The 16,311-nt window shown below is 76.3% G+C and carries 16 protein-coding genes; 10 read left to right on the top strand and 6 right to left on the bottom strand.

What is annotated here, in order from left to right; translation table 11 throughout:
* The 5 genes from ACI795_RS02535 to ACI795_RS02515 all read left to right on the top strand — a co-directional run bounded on the left by ACI795_RS02535 (position 1) and on the right by ACI795_RS02515 (position 4,820).
* Positions 1–831 carry a cytochrome c biogenesis CcdA family protein gene (locus ACI795_RS02535; RefSeq protein WP_457073611.1) on the top strand — a complete coding sequence of 277 codons (831 nt, stop codon included), beginning with the start codon at positions 1–3 and terminating at the stop codon, positions 829–831.
* A complete protein-coding gene (resB, locus tag ACI795_RS02530) occupies positions 828–2,456 on the top strand; it encodes a cytochrome c biogenesis protein ResB (RefSeq protein WP_457073609.1) in 1,629 nt (542 codons plus the stop codon). Before ACI795_RS02535 ends, resB begins: the two co-directional genes overlap by 4 nt.
* Positions 2,453–3,421 carry a c-type cytochrome biogenesis protein CcsB gene (gene ccsB / locus ACI795_RS02525; RefSeq protein WP_457073608.1) on the top strand — a complete coding sequence of 323 codons (969 nt, stop codon included), beginning with the start codon at positions 2,453–2,455 and terminating at the stop codon, positions 3,419–3,421. The genes resB and ccsB (ACI795_RS02525) overlap by 4 nt, the downstream gene beginning before the upstream one ends.
* Positions 3,422–3,461: 40 nt before the next feature.
* Positions 3,462–4,427, top strand: coding sequence for a c-type cytochrome biogenesis protein CcsB (gene ccsB / locus ACI795_RS02520; RefSeq protein WP_457073606.1), 966 nt, complete (start codon positions 3,462–3,464; stop codon positions 4,425–4,427).
* Positions 4,428–4,547: 120 nt separating this feature from the next.
* Complete coding sequence (locus ACI795_RS02515) at positions 4,548–4,820, top strand: hypothetical protein (protein WP_457073605.1); 273 nt, start codon at positions 4,548–4,550, stop codon at positions 4,818–4,820.
* A 78-nt stretch (positions 4,821–4,898) separates the two neighbouring features.
* Here the strand turns inward: ACI795_RS02515 and ACI795_RS02510 are convergent, their stop codons facing one another.
* Positions 4,899–5,141, bottom strand: a complete 243-nt coding sequence (locus ACI795_RS02510; protein WP_457073604.1) for a hypothetical protein — start codon at positions 5,139–5,141, stop codon at positions 4,899–4,901.
* A 155-nt stretch (positions 5,142–5,296) separates the two neighbouring features.
* Here ACI795_RS02510 and ACI795_RS02505 point away from each other — a divergent pair, with 155 nt between their 5' ends.
* Both ACI795_RS02505 and ACI795_RS02500 read left to right on the top strand, forming a co-directional pair.
* Entirely contained in the window at positions 5,297–5,725 is a 429-nt protein-coding gene (locus ACI795_RS02505; protein ID WP_457073603.1) for an Lrp/AsnC family transcriptional regulator, read from the top strand.
* The gene (locus tag ACI795_RS02500; protein WP_457073601.1) at positions 5,718–6,035 is read left to right on the top strand and encodes a DUF4229 domain-containing protein; all 318 of its coding nucleotides are present in this window, start codon (positions 5,718–5,720) and stop codon (positions 6,033–6,035) included. Before ACI795_RS02505 ends, ACI795_RS02500 begins: the two co-directional genes overlap by 8 nt.
* On the opposite strand, the gene ACI795_RS02495 is transcribed toward ACI795_RS02500, so the two are convergent.
* Genes ACI795_RS02495 through menE form a run of 3 tightly spaced genes read right to left on the bottom strand, consistent with a single transcriptional unit; the run spans position 6,032 to position 8,402 of the window.
* On the bottom strand, positions 6,032–6,388 hold the full coding sequence (locus tag ACI795_RS02495; RefSeq protein WP_457073600.1) for a hypothetical protein: 357 nt from the start codon (positions 6,386–6,388) through the stop codon (positions 6,032–6,034). The genes ACI795_RS02500 and ACI795_RS02495 overlap by 4 nt on opposite strands.
* Positions 6,385–7,254, bottom strand: coding sequence for a 1,4-dihydroxy-2-naphthoate polyprenyltransferase (locus ACI795_RS02490; RefSeq protein WP_457073599.1), 870 nt, complete (start codon positions 7,252–7,254; stop codon positions 6,385–6,387). Before ACI795_RS02490 ends, ACI795_RS02495 begins: the two co-directional genes overlap by 4 nt.
* Positions 7,254–8,402 carry an o-succinylbenzoate--CoA ligase gene (gene menE / locus ACI795_RS02485; RefSeq protein ID WP_457073598.1) on the bottom strand — a complete coding sequence of 383 codons (1,149 nt, stop codon included), beginning with the start codon at positions 8,400–8,402 and terminating at the stop codon, positions 7,254–7,256. Before menE ends, ACI795_RS02490 begins: the two co-directional genes overlap by 1 nt.
* A 58-nt stretch (positions 8,403–8,460) precedes the next feature.
* Here menE and ACI795_RS02480 point away from each other — a divergent pair, with 58 nt between their 5' ends.
* A complete protein-coding gene (locus ACI795_RS02480; RefSeq protein ID WP_457073596.1) occupies positions 8,461–9,426 on the top strand; it encodes an o-succinylbenzoate synthase in 966 nt (321 codons plus the stop codon).
* Entirely contained in the window at positions 9,423–11,189 is a 1,767-nt protein-coding gene (gene menD / locus ACI795_RS02475; RefSeq protein WP_457073595.1) for a 2-succinyl-5-enolpyruvyl-6-hydroxy-3-cyclohexene-1-carboxylic-acid synthase, read from the top strand. The genes ACI795_RS02480 and menD overlap by 4 nt, the downstream gene beginning before the upstream one ends.
* Before the next feature lie 9 nt (positions 11,190–11,198).
* Here menD and ACI795_RS02470 read toward each other — a convergent pair whose 3' ends face one another.
* Complete coding sequence (locus ACI795_RS02470) at positions 11,199–13,880, bottom strand: putative bifunctional diguanylate cyclase/phosphodiesterase (RefSeq protein ID WP_457073594.1); 2,682 nt, start codon at positions 13,878–13,880, stop codon at positions 11,199–11,201.
* Positions 13,881–13,986: 106 nt separating this feature from the next.
* Positions 13,987–15,252: an isochorismate synthase gene (locus tag ACI795_RS02465; protein ID WP_457073592.1), complete on the bottom strand. Its 1,266-nt coding sequence runs from the start codon at positions 15,250–15,252 to the stop codon at positions 13,987–13,989.
* A gap of 38 nt (positions 15,253–15,290) precedes the next feature.
* Between ACI795_RS02465 and ACI795_RS02460 the strand changes: the two genes are divergently transcribed.
* Positions 15,291–16,007: a demethylmenaquinone methyltransferase gene (locus tag ACI795_RS02460; protein WP_457073591.1), complete on the top strand. Its 717-nt coding sequence runs from the start codon at positions 15,291–15,293 to the stop codon at positions 16,005–16,007.
* The last annotated feature ends 304 nt before the right edge of the window (positions 16,008–16,311 follow it).

Below are 16,311 nucleotides of genomic sequence, written 5' to 3'. Positions count from 1 at the left end.
GTGGTCGACGCGGTCAAGGAGCTGGTCGTCGACGGCCCGCTGCTGGTGGCGGCGCTGGTGTCCGCGCTGGCCGGGCTGATCAGCTTCGCCTCGCCGTGCGTGCTGCCGCTCGTGCCCGGCTACCTCTCCTACGTCACCGGGCTGGTCGGCACCGGCGCTCGGGCGACGACCCCCGCCCCGGCGCCTGCGGTGGACGGCAGCGTGGCCACGGTGGTGCGGCCGGAGACCACCGAGCGCGCGCCCCGCCGCCGGATGGTGCTCGGCGCCGTCCTGTTCGTGCTCGGCTTCACCGTCGTCTTCGTGGCGCTGAGCAGCGCCTTCGGCAGCCTGGGCCGGCTGCTGCTGGAGTACAACGACGTCATCACCCGGGTGATGGGCGTGGTCACCATCCTCGTCGGGCTGGGCTTCCTGGGCTGGCTGCCCGTGCTGCAGCGCACCGCCCGGCTGAACACCCGCCCGGCCGCCGGCCTGGCCGGGGCGCCGCTGCTCGGCGTCGTCTTCGGCCTGGGCTGGACCCCCTGCCTGGGCCCGACGCTGTCGGCGGTGCAGAACCTCGCCTTCCAGGAGGCGACCGCCGGTCGTGGCGCGCTGCTGGGCCTGGCCTACTGCCTGGGCCTGGGCGTGCCGTTCGTGCTCGTCGCGCTCGGCGCCCGCTGGGCGGTCGGCGCGATGTCCTTCCTGAAGACCCACGCCCGCGCGGTGACCCGGTTCGGCGGCGCCGTCCTGGTGCTGGTCGGGCTGCTGCTGGTCACCGGCGCGTGGACCGAGATGATGCGCTGGCTGCAGGGCTGGCTGGCCGCCACCGGCCTGGCCGAGAGCGCGCCGCTGTGACGATCACCGCCCCGCCGCGCTCGGCCGCCACCCCCGCCCCGCCGCCCCGTCCCTCGGCCGGGCGCCGGCTGGCCAACCGGCTGCTGCGCTGGTGGCGCCAGCTCACCGCGATGCGCACCGCGCTGATCCTGCTGTTCCTGCTGGCGCTGGCCGCGATCCCCGGCTCGCTGCTGCCGCAGCGGTCGCTGTCGCAGACCAACGTCAACCAGTACTTGGCCGACCACCCGACGCTCGGGCCGTGGCTGGACCGGCTGTTCCTGTTCGACGTCTTCAGCTCGCCGTGGTTCGCCGCGATCTACCTGCTGCTGTTCATCTCGCTGATCGGCTGCGTGCTGCCCCGGGCGGTCGAGCACGGTCGCGCGCTGTTCACCCCACCCCCGTCGGCGCCGCGGCACCTGCACCGGCTGCCGGAGTCCACCACGCTGCCCACCACGCTGACCGGGCCGGCGGCGCTGGACGTGGTGGAGGAGGAGCTGCGGGTCCGCCGCTACCGGGTGGTCCGCCGCGAGGGCAGGTCGGGGCCGGAGCTGTCGGCGGAGAAGGGCTACCTGCGAGAGACCGGCAACGTGCTGTTCCACCTCTCCCTGCTCGCGCTGCTGCTCGGCCTCGCCGGCGGGAAGCTGTGGGGCTACGAGGGCAGCATCCTGGTCACCGAGGGCTCCGGCTTCTGCAACAGCTTCCAGCAGTACGACACCTACTCCGCCGGCCCGCTGGTCGACAACGGCTCGATGTCCGACCTCTGCGTGGACCTGGACGACTTCCAGGCCACCTACGAGGAGGACCAGACCGCCGCCTCCTACACCGCCGACATCTCCTACGGTCCGGCCGGCGGTGCCGCCGACCAGCAGACGACGATCGGGGTCAACGACCCGCTGCGGACCGATGGCGACCGGGTGTACGTGACCGGCCACGGGTACAGCCCGTGCTTCTCGGTCGCCGTGCCCGGCGCCGAGCCGATCACCGACGTCTGCGCGCCGTTCCTGCCCACGGAGCAGGCGACGTTGGGCAGTGAGGGCGCGCTCAAGCTCCCCGACCTCGGCGCCGGGATCGACGAACAGCTGGCGATCCAGGGCTACTTCGCTCCGACCGGGGAAGTCCAGGACCGGCTGCTCACCTCGGTCGACCCGCGGCCGCTGGACCCCCAGGTCGCGATCTTCGTCTACTCCGGCTACCTGGGCCTGGACTCCGGGCTCCCGCAGTCGGTGTACACGCTCGACCAGAGACTGATCGACCAGGACCGGCTCACCGAGGTCGGCCGGGCCAACCTGGCGGTGGGGGAGTCGACGACGCTGCCCGACGGCACCGTGGTGACCTTCAGCAGCTACCGCCAGTTCGCCGCGCTCCAGCTGTCGCACGACCCCGGCCAGGTCTGGGTGCTCGGCGCGGCGATCGCGGTGCTGGTGGGCCTGCTGGGCATGCTCCTGGTGCGCCGTGAGCGGGTCTTCGCCCGGGTCGGCCCGGGTGCCGACGGCGGCGGTACGGTGCTGTCGATCGGGTCGCTGACCCGGGGCAGCGCCGACACCGGTCCCCGGTTCACCGAGCTGGCCGACGACGTCAGGCGCGCGCTGGCCGCGGCCGCTCCGGCACAGCCCCCGTTCTCCGAGAGAGAGGCACCGCCGTCGTGATCGACGAGTCGCTCGCCGCGTTGTCCGACACGCTCTTCTCCATCACCGTCGGCCTGTACTCCCTGGCCGTGGTGGCGTTCTGCGCCGAGCTGGCCTTCGGCCGGCCCGCCCGCGCCCGCGAGCTGGTCGCGGCCGGCAACGCCCCGGCCGCACCGGTCGACGCCGCACCGGGGCCGGGCACCACGCCCGAGCCGAGCCGGGCCCGGCGTCTGGGGCTGCTCGCGATGGGCCTCACCGTCGCCGGCGTGCTGACCCACGCCGGGGTGCTGGTCACCCGCGGGCTGGCCGCCGACCGGCTGCCCTGGGGCAACATGTACGAGTTCTCCACCGCGGTGGTGCTCGTGGCGGTGGTCGCCTACGCGGTGCTGGCGGTGCGGGCACCCGCCCTGCGGCACATCGGCGTCTTCGTGATGGCGCCGGTCGTCGTCTCGCTGGTGCTGATCGGGCTGTTCCTCTACGTGGAGACCGGCCCGCTGGTGGCCGCGCTGCGGTCCAGCTGGCTGGCCGTGCACGTGAGCACCGCGACGCTGGGCTTCGGGATCTTCTTCGTCAGCGGGATCGCCAGCATCCTGTACCTGGTGCGCAGCCGGCGAGAGTCCCGGGCCGCGGCGGGGGAGGTCCTGGCGCCCTCGCTGCTGGACCGGCTCCCCTCGGCGGCGGCGCTGGACCGCACCGCGCACCGCACCGCCGTCTTCGGCTTCCCGATCTGGACGTTCGCGGTCATCGCCGGGGCGATCTGGGCGGAGAGCGCCTGGGGCCGGTTCTGGGGCTGGGACCCCAAGGAGACCTGGGCGTTCATCGCCTGGGTGGTCTACGCCGCCTACCTGCACGCCCGGACCACGTCCGGCTGGCGCGGCCGGCCCGCCGCGTGGATCAACATCGTCGGCCTGGTGGTCATGATCTTCAACCTGCTGTTCGTCAACCTGGTCTCCACCGGGCTGCACAGCTACGGCGGGGTCAGCTGACCCTCCCGGTCCGCGTGCTCCACAGAGAGGGCCCGCCGTCGTGATCGACGAGACGCTCGCCGCGTTGTCCGACACCCTGTTCTCCGTCACGGTGGGGCTGTACTCCCTGGCCGTGGTGGCGTTCTGCGCCGAGCTCGCCTTCGGCCGGTCGGCCCGGGCGGAGGACCGGGAGCTGGTCGCCGCGGGCAGCGGTCCGGCCGCGCCGGCCGGCCGCGCCGAGACGGTGTCCGAGCCCGGTCGGGCGCGCCGCCTCGGCCTGATCGCGATGGTGCTGACGGTCGCCGGCGTGCTGACCCACGCCGGGGTGCTGGTCACCCGCGGCATGGCGGCCGACCGGCTGCCCTGGGGCAACATGTACGAGTTCGCCACCGCGGTGGTGCTCGTGGCGGTCGTCGCCTACACGGTGCTCGCCGTGCGGGCACCGGTGCTGCGGCACATCGGCGTCTTCGTGCTGGGCCCGGTCGTCGTCTCGCTGGTGCTGATCGGGCTGTTCCTCTACGTGGAGACCGGCCCGCTGGTCGCCGCGCTGCGGTCCAGCTGGCTGGCGGTGCACGTGAGCAGTGCGGTGCTGGGGTCCGGCGTCCTGCTGGTCAGCGGCGTGGCGAGCGTGCTGTTCCTGGTCCGCAGCCGCCGGGAGTCCCGGGCCGCGGCGGGCGAGACGCCGGCGCCGTCGCTGCTGGACCGGCTCCCCTCGGCGGCGGCGCTCGACCGCACCGCGCACCGCACCGCCGTCTTCGGCTTCCCGATCTACACCTTCGCGCTGATCGCCGGGGCGATCTGGGCGGAGAGCGCCTGGGGTCGCTTCTGGGGCTGGGACCCCAAGGAGACGTGGATGTTCATCTCCTGGGTGGTCTACGCCGCCTACCTGCACGCCCGGACCACGTCGGGGTGGCGGGGGCGCCCGGCGGCGTGGATCAACATCGTCGGCTTCGCGGTGGTGCTGTTCAACCTGCTGTACGTGAACATGGTGTCGACGGGGCTGCACAGCTACGGCGGGGTCAGCTGACCTACTGGTCACCCAGCGTCACGATCGGGTGAAACCGGGCCGGGGGGAACGACGGCGGCTCGCGGGTCGGCCTGCGGTCATGTCATCCTCGGGTCATGACTGAACCCGGTGGAGTTCACTGTGGGTAGGCACGTGGCGGCCGAGGGCGCGTCGGTGCACCCGCTCGTCGCGGCTGCGCTGGAGCAGCGGCCGGAGCCGTCCGGTCCCCGGCACGCCGCCGGCCAGGGCGGGCTGGGCTGGCCGGGCGACCCGGCCGACGGCACCGGGCTGGGCTGGCCCGGCGACCTGGACCGGGCGGGCGACCGCGACCGCGCCGAGGCGCCGGACGAGCGGGCGGTCCCGCGGCGGGCCGGCTGGCGCCGGCTGTTCGGCGGCTCTCGCGCCGCGGCCTGACGCACCACCCGACCAACGACGCGAGCCGTCAGCCTCCGGAGAGGCTGACGGCTCGCGTCGTCTGCTGGGGGAGTCGGGTCAGCTCAGGCTGCCGTCGTCCCGCCGGGTGCGGCGCTCGAGCTCCCGGAGGAAGTCGGGGTCGTCGTCGGGCGCCACCGGCCGGGTCGGGCGCTGCGCCCTGGGCGGCCGGGGCGGTCGTGGTCCGGCACCGGGCCGGCCGATCCCACCCGAGCCGCCGGAACCCCCGCCCTGAGCCGCGGCAGCCCGCATCACGAGCACGACCACCGCGGCAGCGATCACCAGCATCACCAGGAAGACCATCGGTCCACCCCCCTCGTCAGCACCCAATGTACGACCGCGCCGATACTGGTACCCGGTGATCTCGCGCCCCGGGGTGCGGGTCCACAGACCGGGCACAGCGGCTCCTCAGGCGCCGGGTGCGACCACGGCAGGACCGGAGGGGCGTCATCGACGCGGTGGACGAGCAGCTGATCGCGCTGCTGGGGGCGAACGGGCGGGCCAGCTACGCCGAGCTCGCCCGGCAGGTGGGGCTGTCGGCGCCCTCGGTGCACGAGCGGGTGGGCAAGCTGGAGGCCGCCGGGGTGATCACCGGCTACCGCGCGGTGGTCGACCCGGCCGCGGTGGGCCTGGGCGTCACCGCGCTGGTCGGGGTGATCGAGAGCGACCAGGTCGACGACGTCGGCCTGGAGGAGGCCCTGGCCGCGCTGCCCCCGGTGGAGGACTGCTGGCGGGTGGCCGGCAGCGAGGGCTACGTGCTCAAGGTGCGGGTGGCAGACATCCCGGCGCTGGAGGACACCATCAGCGCGATCAACCGGATCAGGGGCGTGGCCCGTACCCGCACCACGGTGGTGCTCTCGACGAAGTGGGAGGGACGTCGTGGCTGACGACGCACAGGCACCGGTGAACCCGGTGGGGCCGACCGGCGGGCCGGCGGAGCCGCCGCCGCTGCTGCCCTGGCTGCTGGCCTACACGTTCGCGCGGCTGGCGATCGTCGCCGCGCTGGTGACGCTGATCTGGGTGCTCGGGCTCCCCGGCTTCCCGGCGTTGCTGTTCGGGCTGCTGCTGGGCATGCCGGTGGCCTACCTGGTGCTGCGCCCGCTCCGCGACCGGCTCACCGAGGCGATCGCCGGGCGGAGCCTGCGCAAGCAGCAGCTCCGCGCCCAGCTGCGCGGCGAGGACGACGCCTCGGTCTAGCGGGCCCCACGACGGCGGCGCCCGCCGGCGACCGCGATCCAGCCCAGGCCCGCTGCGGCGCTCGCGCCGGCGAGCAGCGTGGGCGTCCAGGCAGGCTCCTGGCGGACGACGTCGCCGGTGACCGGGTCGGTCCACGTGCAGGTGACGCCCAGCGGGAGCGCGGAGCCCTCAGCGTGGACGCGCCAGCCCTCGTAGGGCGGGGCGTACGGCGCTCCGCGGTCGAGGCAGACCTGGCTGCGGCCGTCCCCGAGGGCGGGCCCCCACGCCAGCGCCAGCGTGCCCACGGCGAGCACCGCGGCCAGCAGCAGCAGGGCGAAGCCGGGCGCCGTCCCCGCGCGGGGTGCGCCCCTCAACTGAGGGCCAGGCCGACGGCCAGCAGCACGCCGACGGCGAGGGTGAGCCGGCCGGTGCCCTGCAGCGCGCCGATCAGCGCCGGCCCGCGGCCGCCGGTGAGCACGGTGCGCACCGGCGGCACGGCCAGCGGCACGGCGAGCAGGGCCAGCAGCGCCCACGGCCGGGCCAGGCCGATGAGCAGGATCGCGGCGAAGACGACGACGAGCAGCCCGGTGAAGAACAGCCGGGTGCGCCCCTCGCCGAGCAGCACCGCCAGCGTGCGCTTGCCGACGGCGGCGTCGCCGTGCACGTCGCGCAGGTTGTTGACCACCAGCAGCGCCACCGAGCACAGCCCGATCGGCACCGCCGCCGCGAACGCCAGTCCGTCCAGCGACTTGGTCTGGGCGAACGTCGTCCCGACGACGGCGACCAGGCCGAAGAAGACGAAGACGAACACCTCGCCCAGCGCCCGGTAGCCGTAGGGGATCGGGCCGCCGGTGTAGGTCCAGGCGGCCAGGATGCTCACCGCGCCGACCGCGACCAGCCACCAGCTCGACAGCGCGGCCAGCGCCAGGCCGGCCACCGCGGCGACGGCGAAGGCGATCATCGCGGCGACCAGCACCTGCCGGGCGCTGGCGGCGCCGGAGCCGACCAGCCGCATCGGGCCCACCCGGTCGGCGTCGGTGCCGCGCTTGCCGTCGGAGTGGTCGTTGGCGTAGTTGACCGCGACCTGCAGGGCGAGCGCGACGAGCAGCGCCAGCAGCGCGGGGGCGAGCCGGAACCCGTCGAGCGCGGCGGCCACGCCGGAGCCGACGAACACCGGCGCGAGCGCGGCGGGCAGGGTGCGGGGGCGGGCGCCCTCCAGCCACTGGGCGGGGGTCGCCATCAGGCAGTTCCTCTCAGCGTGCGTGCGACACCGCGGCGGTCGGGCTTGCCGGTGTGCAGGGTCGGGACGGCGTCGATCAGGTGCAGGTCCTTGGGCGCCGCAGCGGCGCCGAGCCGCTCGGCCACCCAGGGCCGCAGGTCGGCCAGCTGGGGGACGGCCCCGGGGGCGGCGACGACGGCGGCGACCACCCGCTGCCCCCACTCCGGGTCGGGCACCCCGGTGACGACGGCGTCGGCGACCGACGGGTGCTCGCGCAGCCGCGCCTCCACCGCCTGGGGGGAGACGTTGACCCCGCCGCTGATCACCACGTCGTCCAGCCGGCCGGAGACGGTGAGGGCGCCGTCGGAGGAGAGGGCGCCGGCGTCCCGGGTGCGGAACCAGCCGTCGGCGAAGGCCGCCGCGGTCGCCGCGGGGTCGAGCCGGTAGCCGTGCGCGAGCACCGGCCCGGCCAGCTCGATCCCGCCGTCCCGGACGCGCGCGGTGACCCCGTCGAGCGGCCGTCCGTCGTAGACGCAGCCACCGGCGGTCTCGCTCATGCCGTAGGTCTGGCGCACCTGCACGCCGGCGGCACGCGCCCGGGCCAGCAGGGCGGCGTCGGCAGCGGCGCCGCCGACCAGCACGGCGTCGAAGGACGCCAGCGCCTCGGGCTCCTCGGCCAGGTACCGGCGCAGCTGGGTGGGCACCAGCGAGGTGTACCGGCGGTCACCGGCCGGCAGCCGGGCCGCGGCCGCGGCCAGCGACTCGCCCCGGCCCAGCACCGCCGGCTCCCGCCCGGTCAGTGCGCTGCGCACCAGCACCTGCAGCCCGCCGACGGCGGACACCGGCAGCGCCAGCAGCCAGCTCCCCGGGCCACCCAGCCGGGCCAGGGTGGCGCGCGCCGAGGCCTCCAGCGCCGCGGCGGACAGCAGCACGCCCTTTCCGTCACCGGTCGATCCGGAGGTCACCACGACCAGGTCGGTGCCCGGCTCCAGCGACTCGTCCGGGTGCAGCACCCGCCGGGCGGCGGCGGCCGGGCCGGGGTCGGCGGGCAGCACGGCCAGCGGGGCGTCCCCCTGGAGCGCGGCGCGCAGCGCAGGCCAGACGGTGCCCAGCGCCGCGGCGGGCTCGGTGGCCGACGGCGCCGGCACGAGGGTCAGCTGCCGGGGCACGAGGAGCCACGGTACTGCGCGGCGCCCGACCGTCCGGGGCGCGCTCTACGCTGGGCGGGTGATCGCTCCGGCAGCCGGCGGCGCCGGTACGGCGCTGGAGGCGCACGTCTACCGCGTGCCGCTGCGCAACCGCTTCCGTGGCCTGGACGCGCGCGACGGCGTGCTGGTCCGCGGCCCGGCCGGCTGGGGCGAGTTCTCCCCGTTCTGGGACTACGACGTGGCCGAGAGCAGGCGCTGGTGGGCCAGCGCGCACGAGGCGGCGGTGCTCGGCTGGCCCGACCCGGTGCGCGGCACGGTGCCGGTGAACGTGACGGTGCCGGCGGTCGGCCCCGAGCGCGCGCACGAGATCGTGCGCGCCTCCGGCTGCCGCACCGCGAAGGTCAAGGTCGCCGAACGCGGGCAGACCATCGCCGACGACCTGGCCCGGGTCGAAGCGGTCCGCGACGCGCTGGGCCCCGCCGGCGCGATCCGGGTCGACGCGAACGCCGCCTGGGACGTCGACACCGCCGCCGACCGGCTCACGGTGCTGGACCGCCGGGTGGGGCTGGAGTACGCCGAGCAGCCGGTGCCCACGGTCGAGGAGCTGGCCGCGCTGCGCCGCCGGGTCGACGTCCGGATCGCTGCCGACGAGGTGGTCCGCCGGGCGCTGGACCCCCGGCGGGTGCCGCTGGCCGAGGCCGCGGACGTCGTCGTCCTGAAGGTGCAGCCGCTGGGCGGTGTGCGGGCCGCCCTGGAGGTGGCCGAGGCGCACGGCCTGCCGTGCGTGGTCTCCTCCGCGCTGGAGAGCTCGGTGGGCATCGCCGCCGGCGTCGCCCTGGCGGCGGCGCTGCCGGAGCTGCCGTTCGCCTGCGGGCTGGCGACGGTCGCGCTGTTCACCGCCGACGTCGCCAGCGAGCCGCTGCTGCCGGTCGACGGCGCGCTGCCGGTGACCCGCCCGGTGCCCGACCGGCTGGCCGAGACGGCGGCGGATCCGGCGACCGAGCGGCGCTGGCGGGACCGGCTCGCGGCGGTGCAGACGCCGTGAACCCGGCCACCGCCTTCGCCCGGGTGCTCGTCGACGAGCTGGTCCGCGGCGGCGTCACCGACGCGGTCGTCTCGCCCGGCTCCCGGTCCGCGCCGGTCGCGCTCGCCCTGGCCGACGCGGAGACCGCCGGCCGGCTGCGGCTGCACGTGCGCATCGACGAGCGGACGGCGGCCTTCCTGGCGCTGGGGCTGGCCAAGGCCGCCGGGCGGCCGGTGCCGGTGCTCACCACCTCCGGGACGGCGACCGCGCACCTGCACGCCGCAGTGCTGGAGGCCGACGCCAGCGGGGTGCCGCTGCTGGCGCTGACCGCCGACCGGCCGCCGGAGCTGCGGTCCACCGGGGCCAACCAGACCATCGAGCAGCCCGGTCTCTACGGGCGCGCGGTGCGCTGGGCCGCCGACGTCGGGGTGCCCGAGGCCGGGCGCGAGGTGCCGCAGAACCGCTACTGGCGCTCGCTGGTGGCCAAGGCGCTGCTGGTGGCCCGCGGGGAGCTGTCCGGCGACCCCGGCCCGGTGCACCTGAACCTGGCGCTGCGCGAGCCGCTGCTGCCCGACGACGTCACCCCCGGCGCCCGTCCGCCGCTGCCCAGCGGCCCGTTCGCCGGCCGCCCGGACGGTGCGCCGTGGACGGCGGCGGTGCCCGGCGGCCGGGCGTGGCGTGGGGCGCCGCTCACCGGGTCCGACCCGGCGGGAGCGCGGACGCTGCTGATCGCCGGGGACGCACCCTCGGCGGTCGGGCGGGCCGCCGCCGTCCTCGCCGACCAGCGCGGCTGGCCGGTGCTGGCCGAGCCCAGCAGCGGCGCGTGGGGCGCCGCCGGGGCGCTCCGCGGACCGGCGCTGCTGCTGGGCGCGCAGGAGTGGCTGGCCGGGCACCGGCCCGACCGGGTGCTGGTGGTGGGGCGCCCGACGCTGTCCCGGCCGGTCTCCGCGCTCCTCGCCGACCCGGAGGTGACCGTCGAGACCTACGCCCCGGCGCCGCGCTGGGCCGATCCCGGCCGGGGGAGCGCCCTGGTCGGCAGCGCGCACCTGGACCCCGGCAGCGCGCTGCGCGAGGGCGGCCAGCGCCCCGGGCGAGGCTGGGCGGCCGAGTGGTCGGCCGCCGCGGAGCGGGTGGGCATCGCCGTCGACGCGCTGCTCGACGACCGGCCGGGCCGTGCGCTGACCGCGGCGCGGCTGGCCCGGGACGTGGTCGCGACCCTGCCGGCGGGGGCGCTGCTGGTCCTGGGGTCCTCCACGCCGGTCCGGGACGTCGACCGGCTGGCGGTGCCCCGGCCCGGGTTGACCGTGCTGGCCAACCGCGGCGTCGCCGGGATCGACGGGACCATCTCCACCGCCGTCGGGGCCGCCCTGGCCCACCAGGGGGCCGGTGGTGGACCGGCGTTCGCGCTGATGGGCGACCTGACGTTCCTGCACGACCTGACCGGGCTGCTCACCGGCCAGGGGGAGCGGCAGCCGGACCTCACCGTGGTCGTCCCGGACAACGACGGCGGCGGCATCTTCGCCCAGCTCGAACCCGGGCAGCCGCAGTACGCAGCGGGCTACCGGCGGGTCTTCGGCACGCCGCACGGGCGGGACCTGGTGGCGGTCGCGCGGTCACTGGGCTGGGCGGCCACCGCGGTCACCGACCCCGAGCAGCTGGTCGCGGCGCTGGGCGCGGGCGGGCCCCGGGTCGTCGTGGTCCGCACCGACGCCGCGGCCGAGGCCGAGCTGGCCGGGCAGCTGCGCGCCACCGCGGCGTCGGTGCTGCGCGCCGGGCGGGGCTGACCGCCCGGGTCAGGCCCGGGCGCCGGGCACCGCCGGGCGCATCGCGCCCGACTCGTCCAGCAGCAGCAGTTCGGCGGCCGTCTCCTCCAGCGGCCGGGCGAACAGGTAGCCCTGGGCCAGGTCGCAGCGCTCGGCGCGCAGCCGGTCGCGCTGGGCGGCGGTCTCGACCCCCTCGGCCACCACCTCCAGGCGCAGCGTGCGGCCCAGCTGGACCAGGCCGTGCACGATCGCCGCGTCGTCCGGGGAGCCGTCGAGCAGGCTGACGAACGAGCGGTCGATCTTGAGCACGTCGACGTCGAACTGGCGCAGCCAGCTCAGCGACGAGTAGCCGGTGCCGAAGTCGTCCAGCGCCAGGCGGGTCCCCAGCGCGCGCAGCTCGGCGAGCCGTTCGGCGACCGCGGACCGGTCGGTGACCAGTGCGGTCTCGGTGACCTCCAGCACGAGCGAGGAGGGGGCGACGCCGCTGTCGGACAGCGCCTCGGCGACGTGCCCGACCAGCGTGCCACCGGCCAGCTGGCGGGCGGAGACGTTGACCGCCATCGACAGCGGCGTGCTGCGGGGATGGGCGCGCTGCCAGCGGGCGGCGGTGCGGGTGGCCTCGGCGAGCACCCAGCGGCCGATCGGCACGATCAGCCCGGAGTCCTCGGCGACCGGGACGAACCGGTCCGGTCCGATCGGGCCGAGCACCGGGTGGTGCCAGCGCAGCAGCGCCTCGAACCCGACGACCCGCTCGGTGGCCAGGTCGACCACGGGTTGGTAGACCAACCGCAGCTGCCCGGCCTCCAGCGCCCCGGCGAGCTGGCGCTCCAGCTCGATCCGCTCCAGGGCGGCCGCGCGCATCTCCGGGTCGAACACCACCCACTGCGCCCGGCCGGTGGCCTTGGCCCGGTACATCGCGATGTCGGCGTCCCGGAACAGCGACAGCGGGGTCGCCGACGCCTCGGCGGCGACGATGCCGATGCTGGCGGCCACCGCGACCCGGTGCCCCCCCAGGTCGATCGGCTCCCCGATCACGTCCAGCAGCCGCTGGGCGAGCTCGGCGGCCGCGGGCAGCCCGCCGCGGGTGTCGTCGACCAGGACGGCGAACTCGTCACCGCCCAGCCGGGCGACGGTGTCCGCGGTGCGGACGGCGGCCAGCAGCCGCCGCCCGACGGTGCGCAGCAGCTCGTCGCCGGCCAGGTGCCCGAGGCTGTCGTTGACGTCCTTGAAGCCGTCCAGGTCCAGGCACAGCACGATCGGCGGGGCGTCGGACCGGCCGGCGCGGCGCAGCGCCTGCTCGGTGTGGTCCAGGAAGAGCGAGCGGTTGGCCAGCCCGGTCAGCGCGTCGTAGAACGCCTGGTGGGCCAGCTCCTGCTCGGCGAGCTTGCGGGCGGTGATGTCGTAGACGCTCACCACGATGCCGCCGACGTCCGGGTCGTCGAGCAGGTCCACGGCACGGCCGCCCAGCCAGACGGTGCCGCCGCCGGGGTGGCCGCCCTGCAGCTCCAGCTCCGAGGGCGTGCCCTTCTGCTGTCGGGCCCGGGCCAGCACGGCGAGCACGTCGCCGGGGGCGACGCCGATGGTGGCGAGCATCGCCGGCAGCGAGTCGCCGGCGACGCCCGGCTGGCCGAGCAGCTCGGCCATCGACCGGGAGTCGGCCACCAGCCGCCCGGCCGGGTCGACGACCACGACGCCGTCGGAGGAGTTGACCGCGAGCGCCTCCGACCGGCGGGCCTGGGTGCGGACCAGCGCCCGGGACCGGGCGCTCTCGGTCAGCAGCCGCTGGGCCCGGATCACGACCAGCGCGGTGAGGGCGAGGGTGGCCAGCAGTCCCGGCAGCGGGTCGATGTCCTCCCCCTCCAGCCACGCCTCGAGCTCGAGGAGGCTGGGCACCAGCAGTGGCAGGAAGGCCAGGGTCATCCGCCAGCGGCCCACGACAGCGTGGTGTGCGCGGGGGGTCACCGCCGCGTGTCCGCGGGACGACCAGGTCGAGAGGGCGAGCAGGACGGAGCCGATCAGCCAGCCGGCGTCCAGCCATCCGCTGGCGGTGTCCGCCTCCCCGATCACCAGCCAACCCAGGTCCGAGCCCAGCCACGCGGCCGAGCCGAGGGCGAGCAGCAGCGTGGAGGTGCCGAGCCGGCGGTAGAGCACCGTCCCGCGGACGACCAGCCCCAGGGCCACGGCGTCCAGGATCGGGTAGGCCGACCAGATCACCCGGGCCTCCAGGGGGATCGATGCGTCGAACAGCGTCGTCCGCACCGAGGCCTGCCAGACCACCAGCAGGGCGATGATCAGCATCGCCGTTCCGTCCAGCACGGAGTGGAAGCGGGCGCGGCTGGTGGGTCCGCTCTCCTGGCCGAGCCTCAGCAGTGCGGCGGCCAGCGCGACGTAGGAGGCGATGTAGGCGACGTCGGCCACCGAGACGTCCAGCGGGCTGCCGTGCAGGGAGGTGGTCAGCTGCCAGAGCAGATCACCGAGTGCGTTGAGGGTCAGGGCCACGGCGAGCCACCGACTGGTCGGCGAGCGCGGTCCCCGCCGGGCTCCCGCCCACGCCGCGGTGGCTGCTCCGGTGCTGACCAGCAGGAAGCTGACGGCGGACAGCGGCGTGCCCTCGGCCAGGGCAGCCGCCAGCACGAGGACGGCGGCCAGGCTCAGCACGCCGAGCCCCACCACCTGCCCGCGCGCCGAGAACGCCGCCGTCCGACCGTCCACGTGCCGCGCCTCCGGGTGCCCGAGTCCTTTCGTACCTCCTCGGCACGGCGGCGAGCGGACCGGAGGCCCGATCCCCCGGGCGGGTGAGCAGGCCCCGATCCGGGGCTCAGTCCTCCAGTGCGGCCTGCACGGCGGCGAACTTCGCCTGGGTTTCGGCGAGCTCGGCCGCGGCGTCGGAGCCGGAGACGATCCCGCACCCGGCGAACAGCCGGGCCTGCCGGCCGCCCTCCGCCCCGGTCAGCTGGGCGCAGCGCAGGGCCAGCCCGAACTCCCCGTCGCCGCGGGCGTCCAGCCAGCCGACCGGGCCGGCGTAGCGGCCGCGGTCCATCCCCTCCAGCTCGCCGATCAGCGCCGCGGCGTCGTCCGTGGGGGTGCCGCAGACCGCCGCCGTCGGGTGCACCGCCTCGACCAGCTCGAGCAGGTCGGCGTCCCCCCGCTGGGTGCCGCGCACGTCGGTGGCCAGGTGGCGGACGTTCGGCAGGGTGAGCAGCGACGGGCCGGCCGGCACGTCCATGTCGTCGCAGTACGGGCGCAGCGCGTCCACCAGGGAACGGACGGCGTAGCCGTGCTCGGCGAGGTCCTTCGCCGAGTGCTGCAGCGCGTCGGCGAGCCGCTCGTCCTCCGCGCCGGCGCCGCGCGGGACGGTGCCGGCCAGCACCCGGGCGGACAGCTGGTCGCCGGTGCGGCGCAGCAGCAGCTCCGGAGTGGCGCCGAGCAGGTCGTCGACGGCGAAGGTCCAGCACTCGGGGAAGCGCTCGGCCAGGCGCAGCAGCAGCCGGCGGGGGTCGATCGGCTCGTCGGCGGTGACCAGCAGGTCGCGGGCGAGCACGACCTTGTCCAGCGCACCGGCGTCGATCCGGGCGACCGCGGCCTCCACGGCGGCGCACCAGGTCGCCGGGTCCAGCGAGCCGTCGGCGTAGCGGAGCTGACCGATCGACGTCGTCGTCACCGCCGGCGAGGTCTCCACGACCGCGCGCTCCTCGGCGCCGGCGTCCCCGGTGACGGTGACCCAGGTGGCGCCGTCCCGTCGTCCCACCACGACCTCGGGGACGACGAAGACCGACGTGGACGCCGCCGGGTCGAAGGCGATGGAGGCGAAGACCACCGGCCCGGAGCCGGGGACGCCGACCGGGTCGTGCACCTCGGTGCGCGCGCAGCGCTCGGCCCACCAGGCGGCGGCGGTGGCCAGCGCGCCAGGGCCGGAGACCTCCAGCCGGTCGGCTTCCCCCCAGCCGACCAGCCCCTCGCCGCGGCGGACCCAGGCCAGTGCGCCGTCGGAGGGGACCAGGGTGAGCAGTGGGGTGCGCCGGGTGCCCAGGGCGGTGGTGGTGACGACGGCCGCGGTGGGAGGGGAGGTCGCGGCCGGGCTCACCGCTCCAGGGTAGGAGGCGCGCAGGTAGCGTCCCCGAGGTGGCGACCGGTGGACGACCTGACGGGGTGGGCGTGCGCGCCGGGCTGGACAAGCGCCCGGCCGACGTCGCGGCGATGTTCGACCGGGTCGCCGGGCGCTACGACCTGACCAACACGGTGCTCTCCGGTGGGCTGGACAGCGGCTGGCGGCGGGCCACCCGCGAGGCGCTGGACGCCCGCCCGGGCTCGACGGTGCTCGACGTCGCGGCCGGGACGGCGGTCTCCACGGTCGAGCTCGCGGCGGGGGGCGTGCACGCGATCGCCTGCGACTTCTCCCAGGGGATGCTGCGCGCCGGGGCGTCGCGACCGGTGCCGAAGGTGGCTGGGGACGCGATGGCGCTGCCGCTGGCCGACGAGAGCGTCGACGGCGTGGTCATCTCCTTCGGGCTGCGCAACGTCGCCGACCCGCGGCAGGCGCTGCGCGAGTTCCGCCGGGTCACCCGCCCCGGCGGCCGCTTGGTGGTGTGCGAGTTCTCCCGGCCCACCTGGGCGCCGTTCCGCACCGTCTACACCGAGTACCTGATGCGCGCGCTGCCCTCCATCGCCCGGGCGGTGAGCAGCAACCCGGAGGCCTACATCTACCTGGCCGAGTCGATCCGGGCCTGGCCGGCGCAGCCGGAGCTGGCGACCTGGCTGCAGGAGTCCGGCTGGGGCGACGTCGCCTGGCGCAACCTGACCGGCGGGGTCGTCGCCCTGCACCGCGGCACCCGCGCCTGACCCCGCCGGCCGACCGGTCGGCGACGGGACGTCGTCCCACCGACGGGGCTGCGGCCCGCTGAGCTCCTCCGCCGGCAGTCGTGGTCTGCCCACCGGGAGTGGGCAGACCACGAGCATCGTCGGGCCACCGTTGCCCCGACGGCAGTCGTGCTCTGCCCACCGGGGGTGGGCAGAGCACGACTTCGCGCAGGGGCCCGCTCGGTGGGGCCGCGGGCCGGACGGGCGGTGGGCCCGCTCAGAACTCGCCGCGGCGGCGCATCCGCCGGGACCGGCCGTCGGGGTTCCCGCGCTCGCTCTCCGACAG

The sequence above is a fragment of the Modestobacter sp. SYSU DS0290 genome (assembly GCF_054050955.1).
The sequence above is the reverse complement of the archived record's forward strand: the minus strand, read 5'-3'. Positions and strand labels throughout refer to the sequence as shown.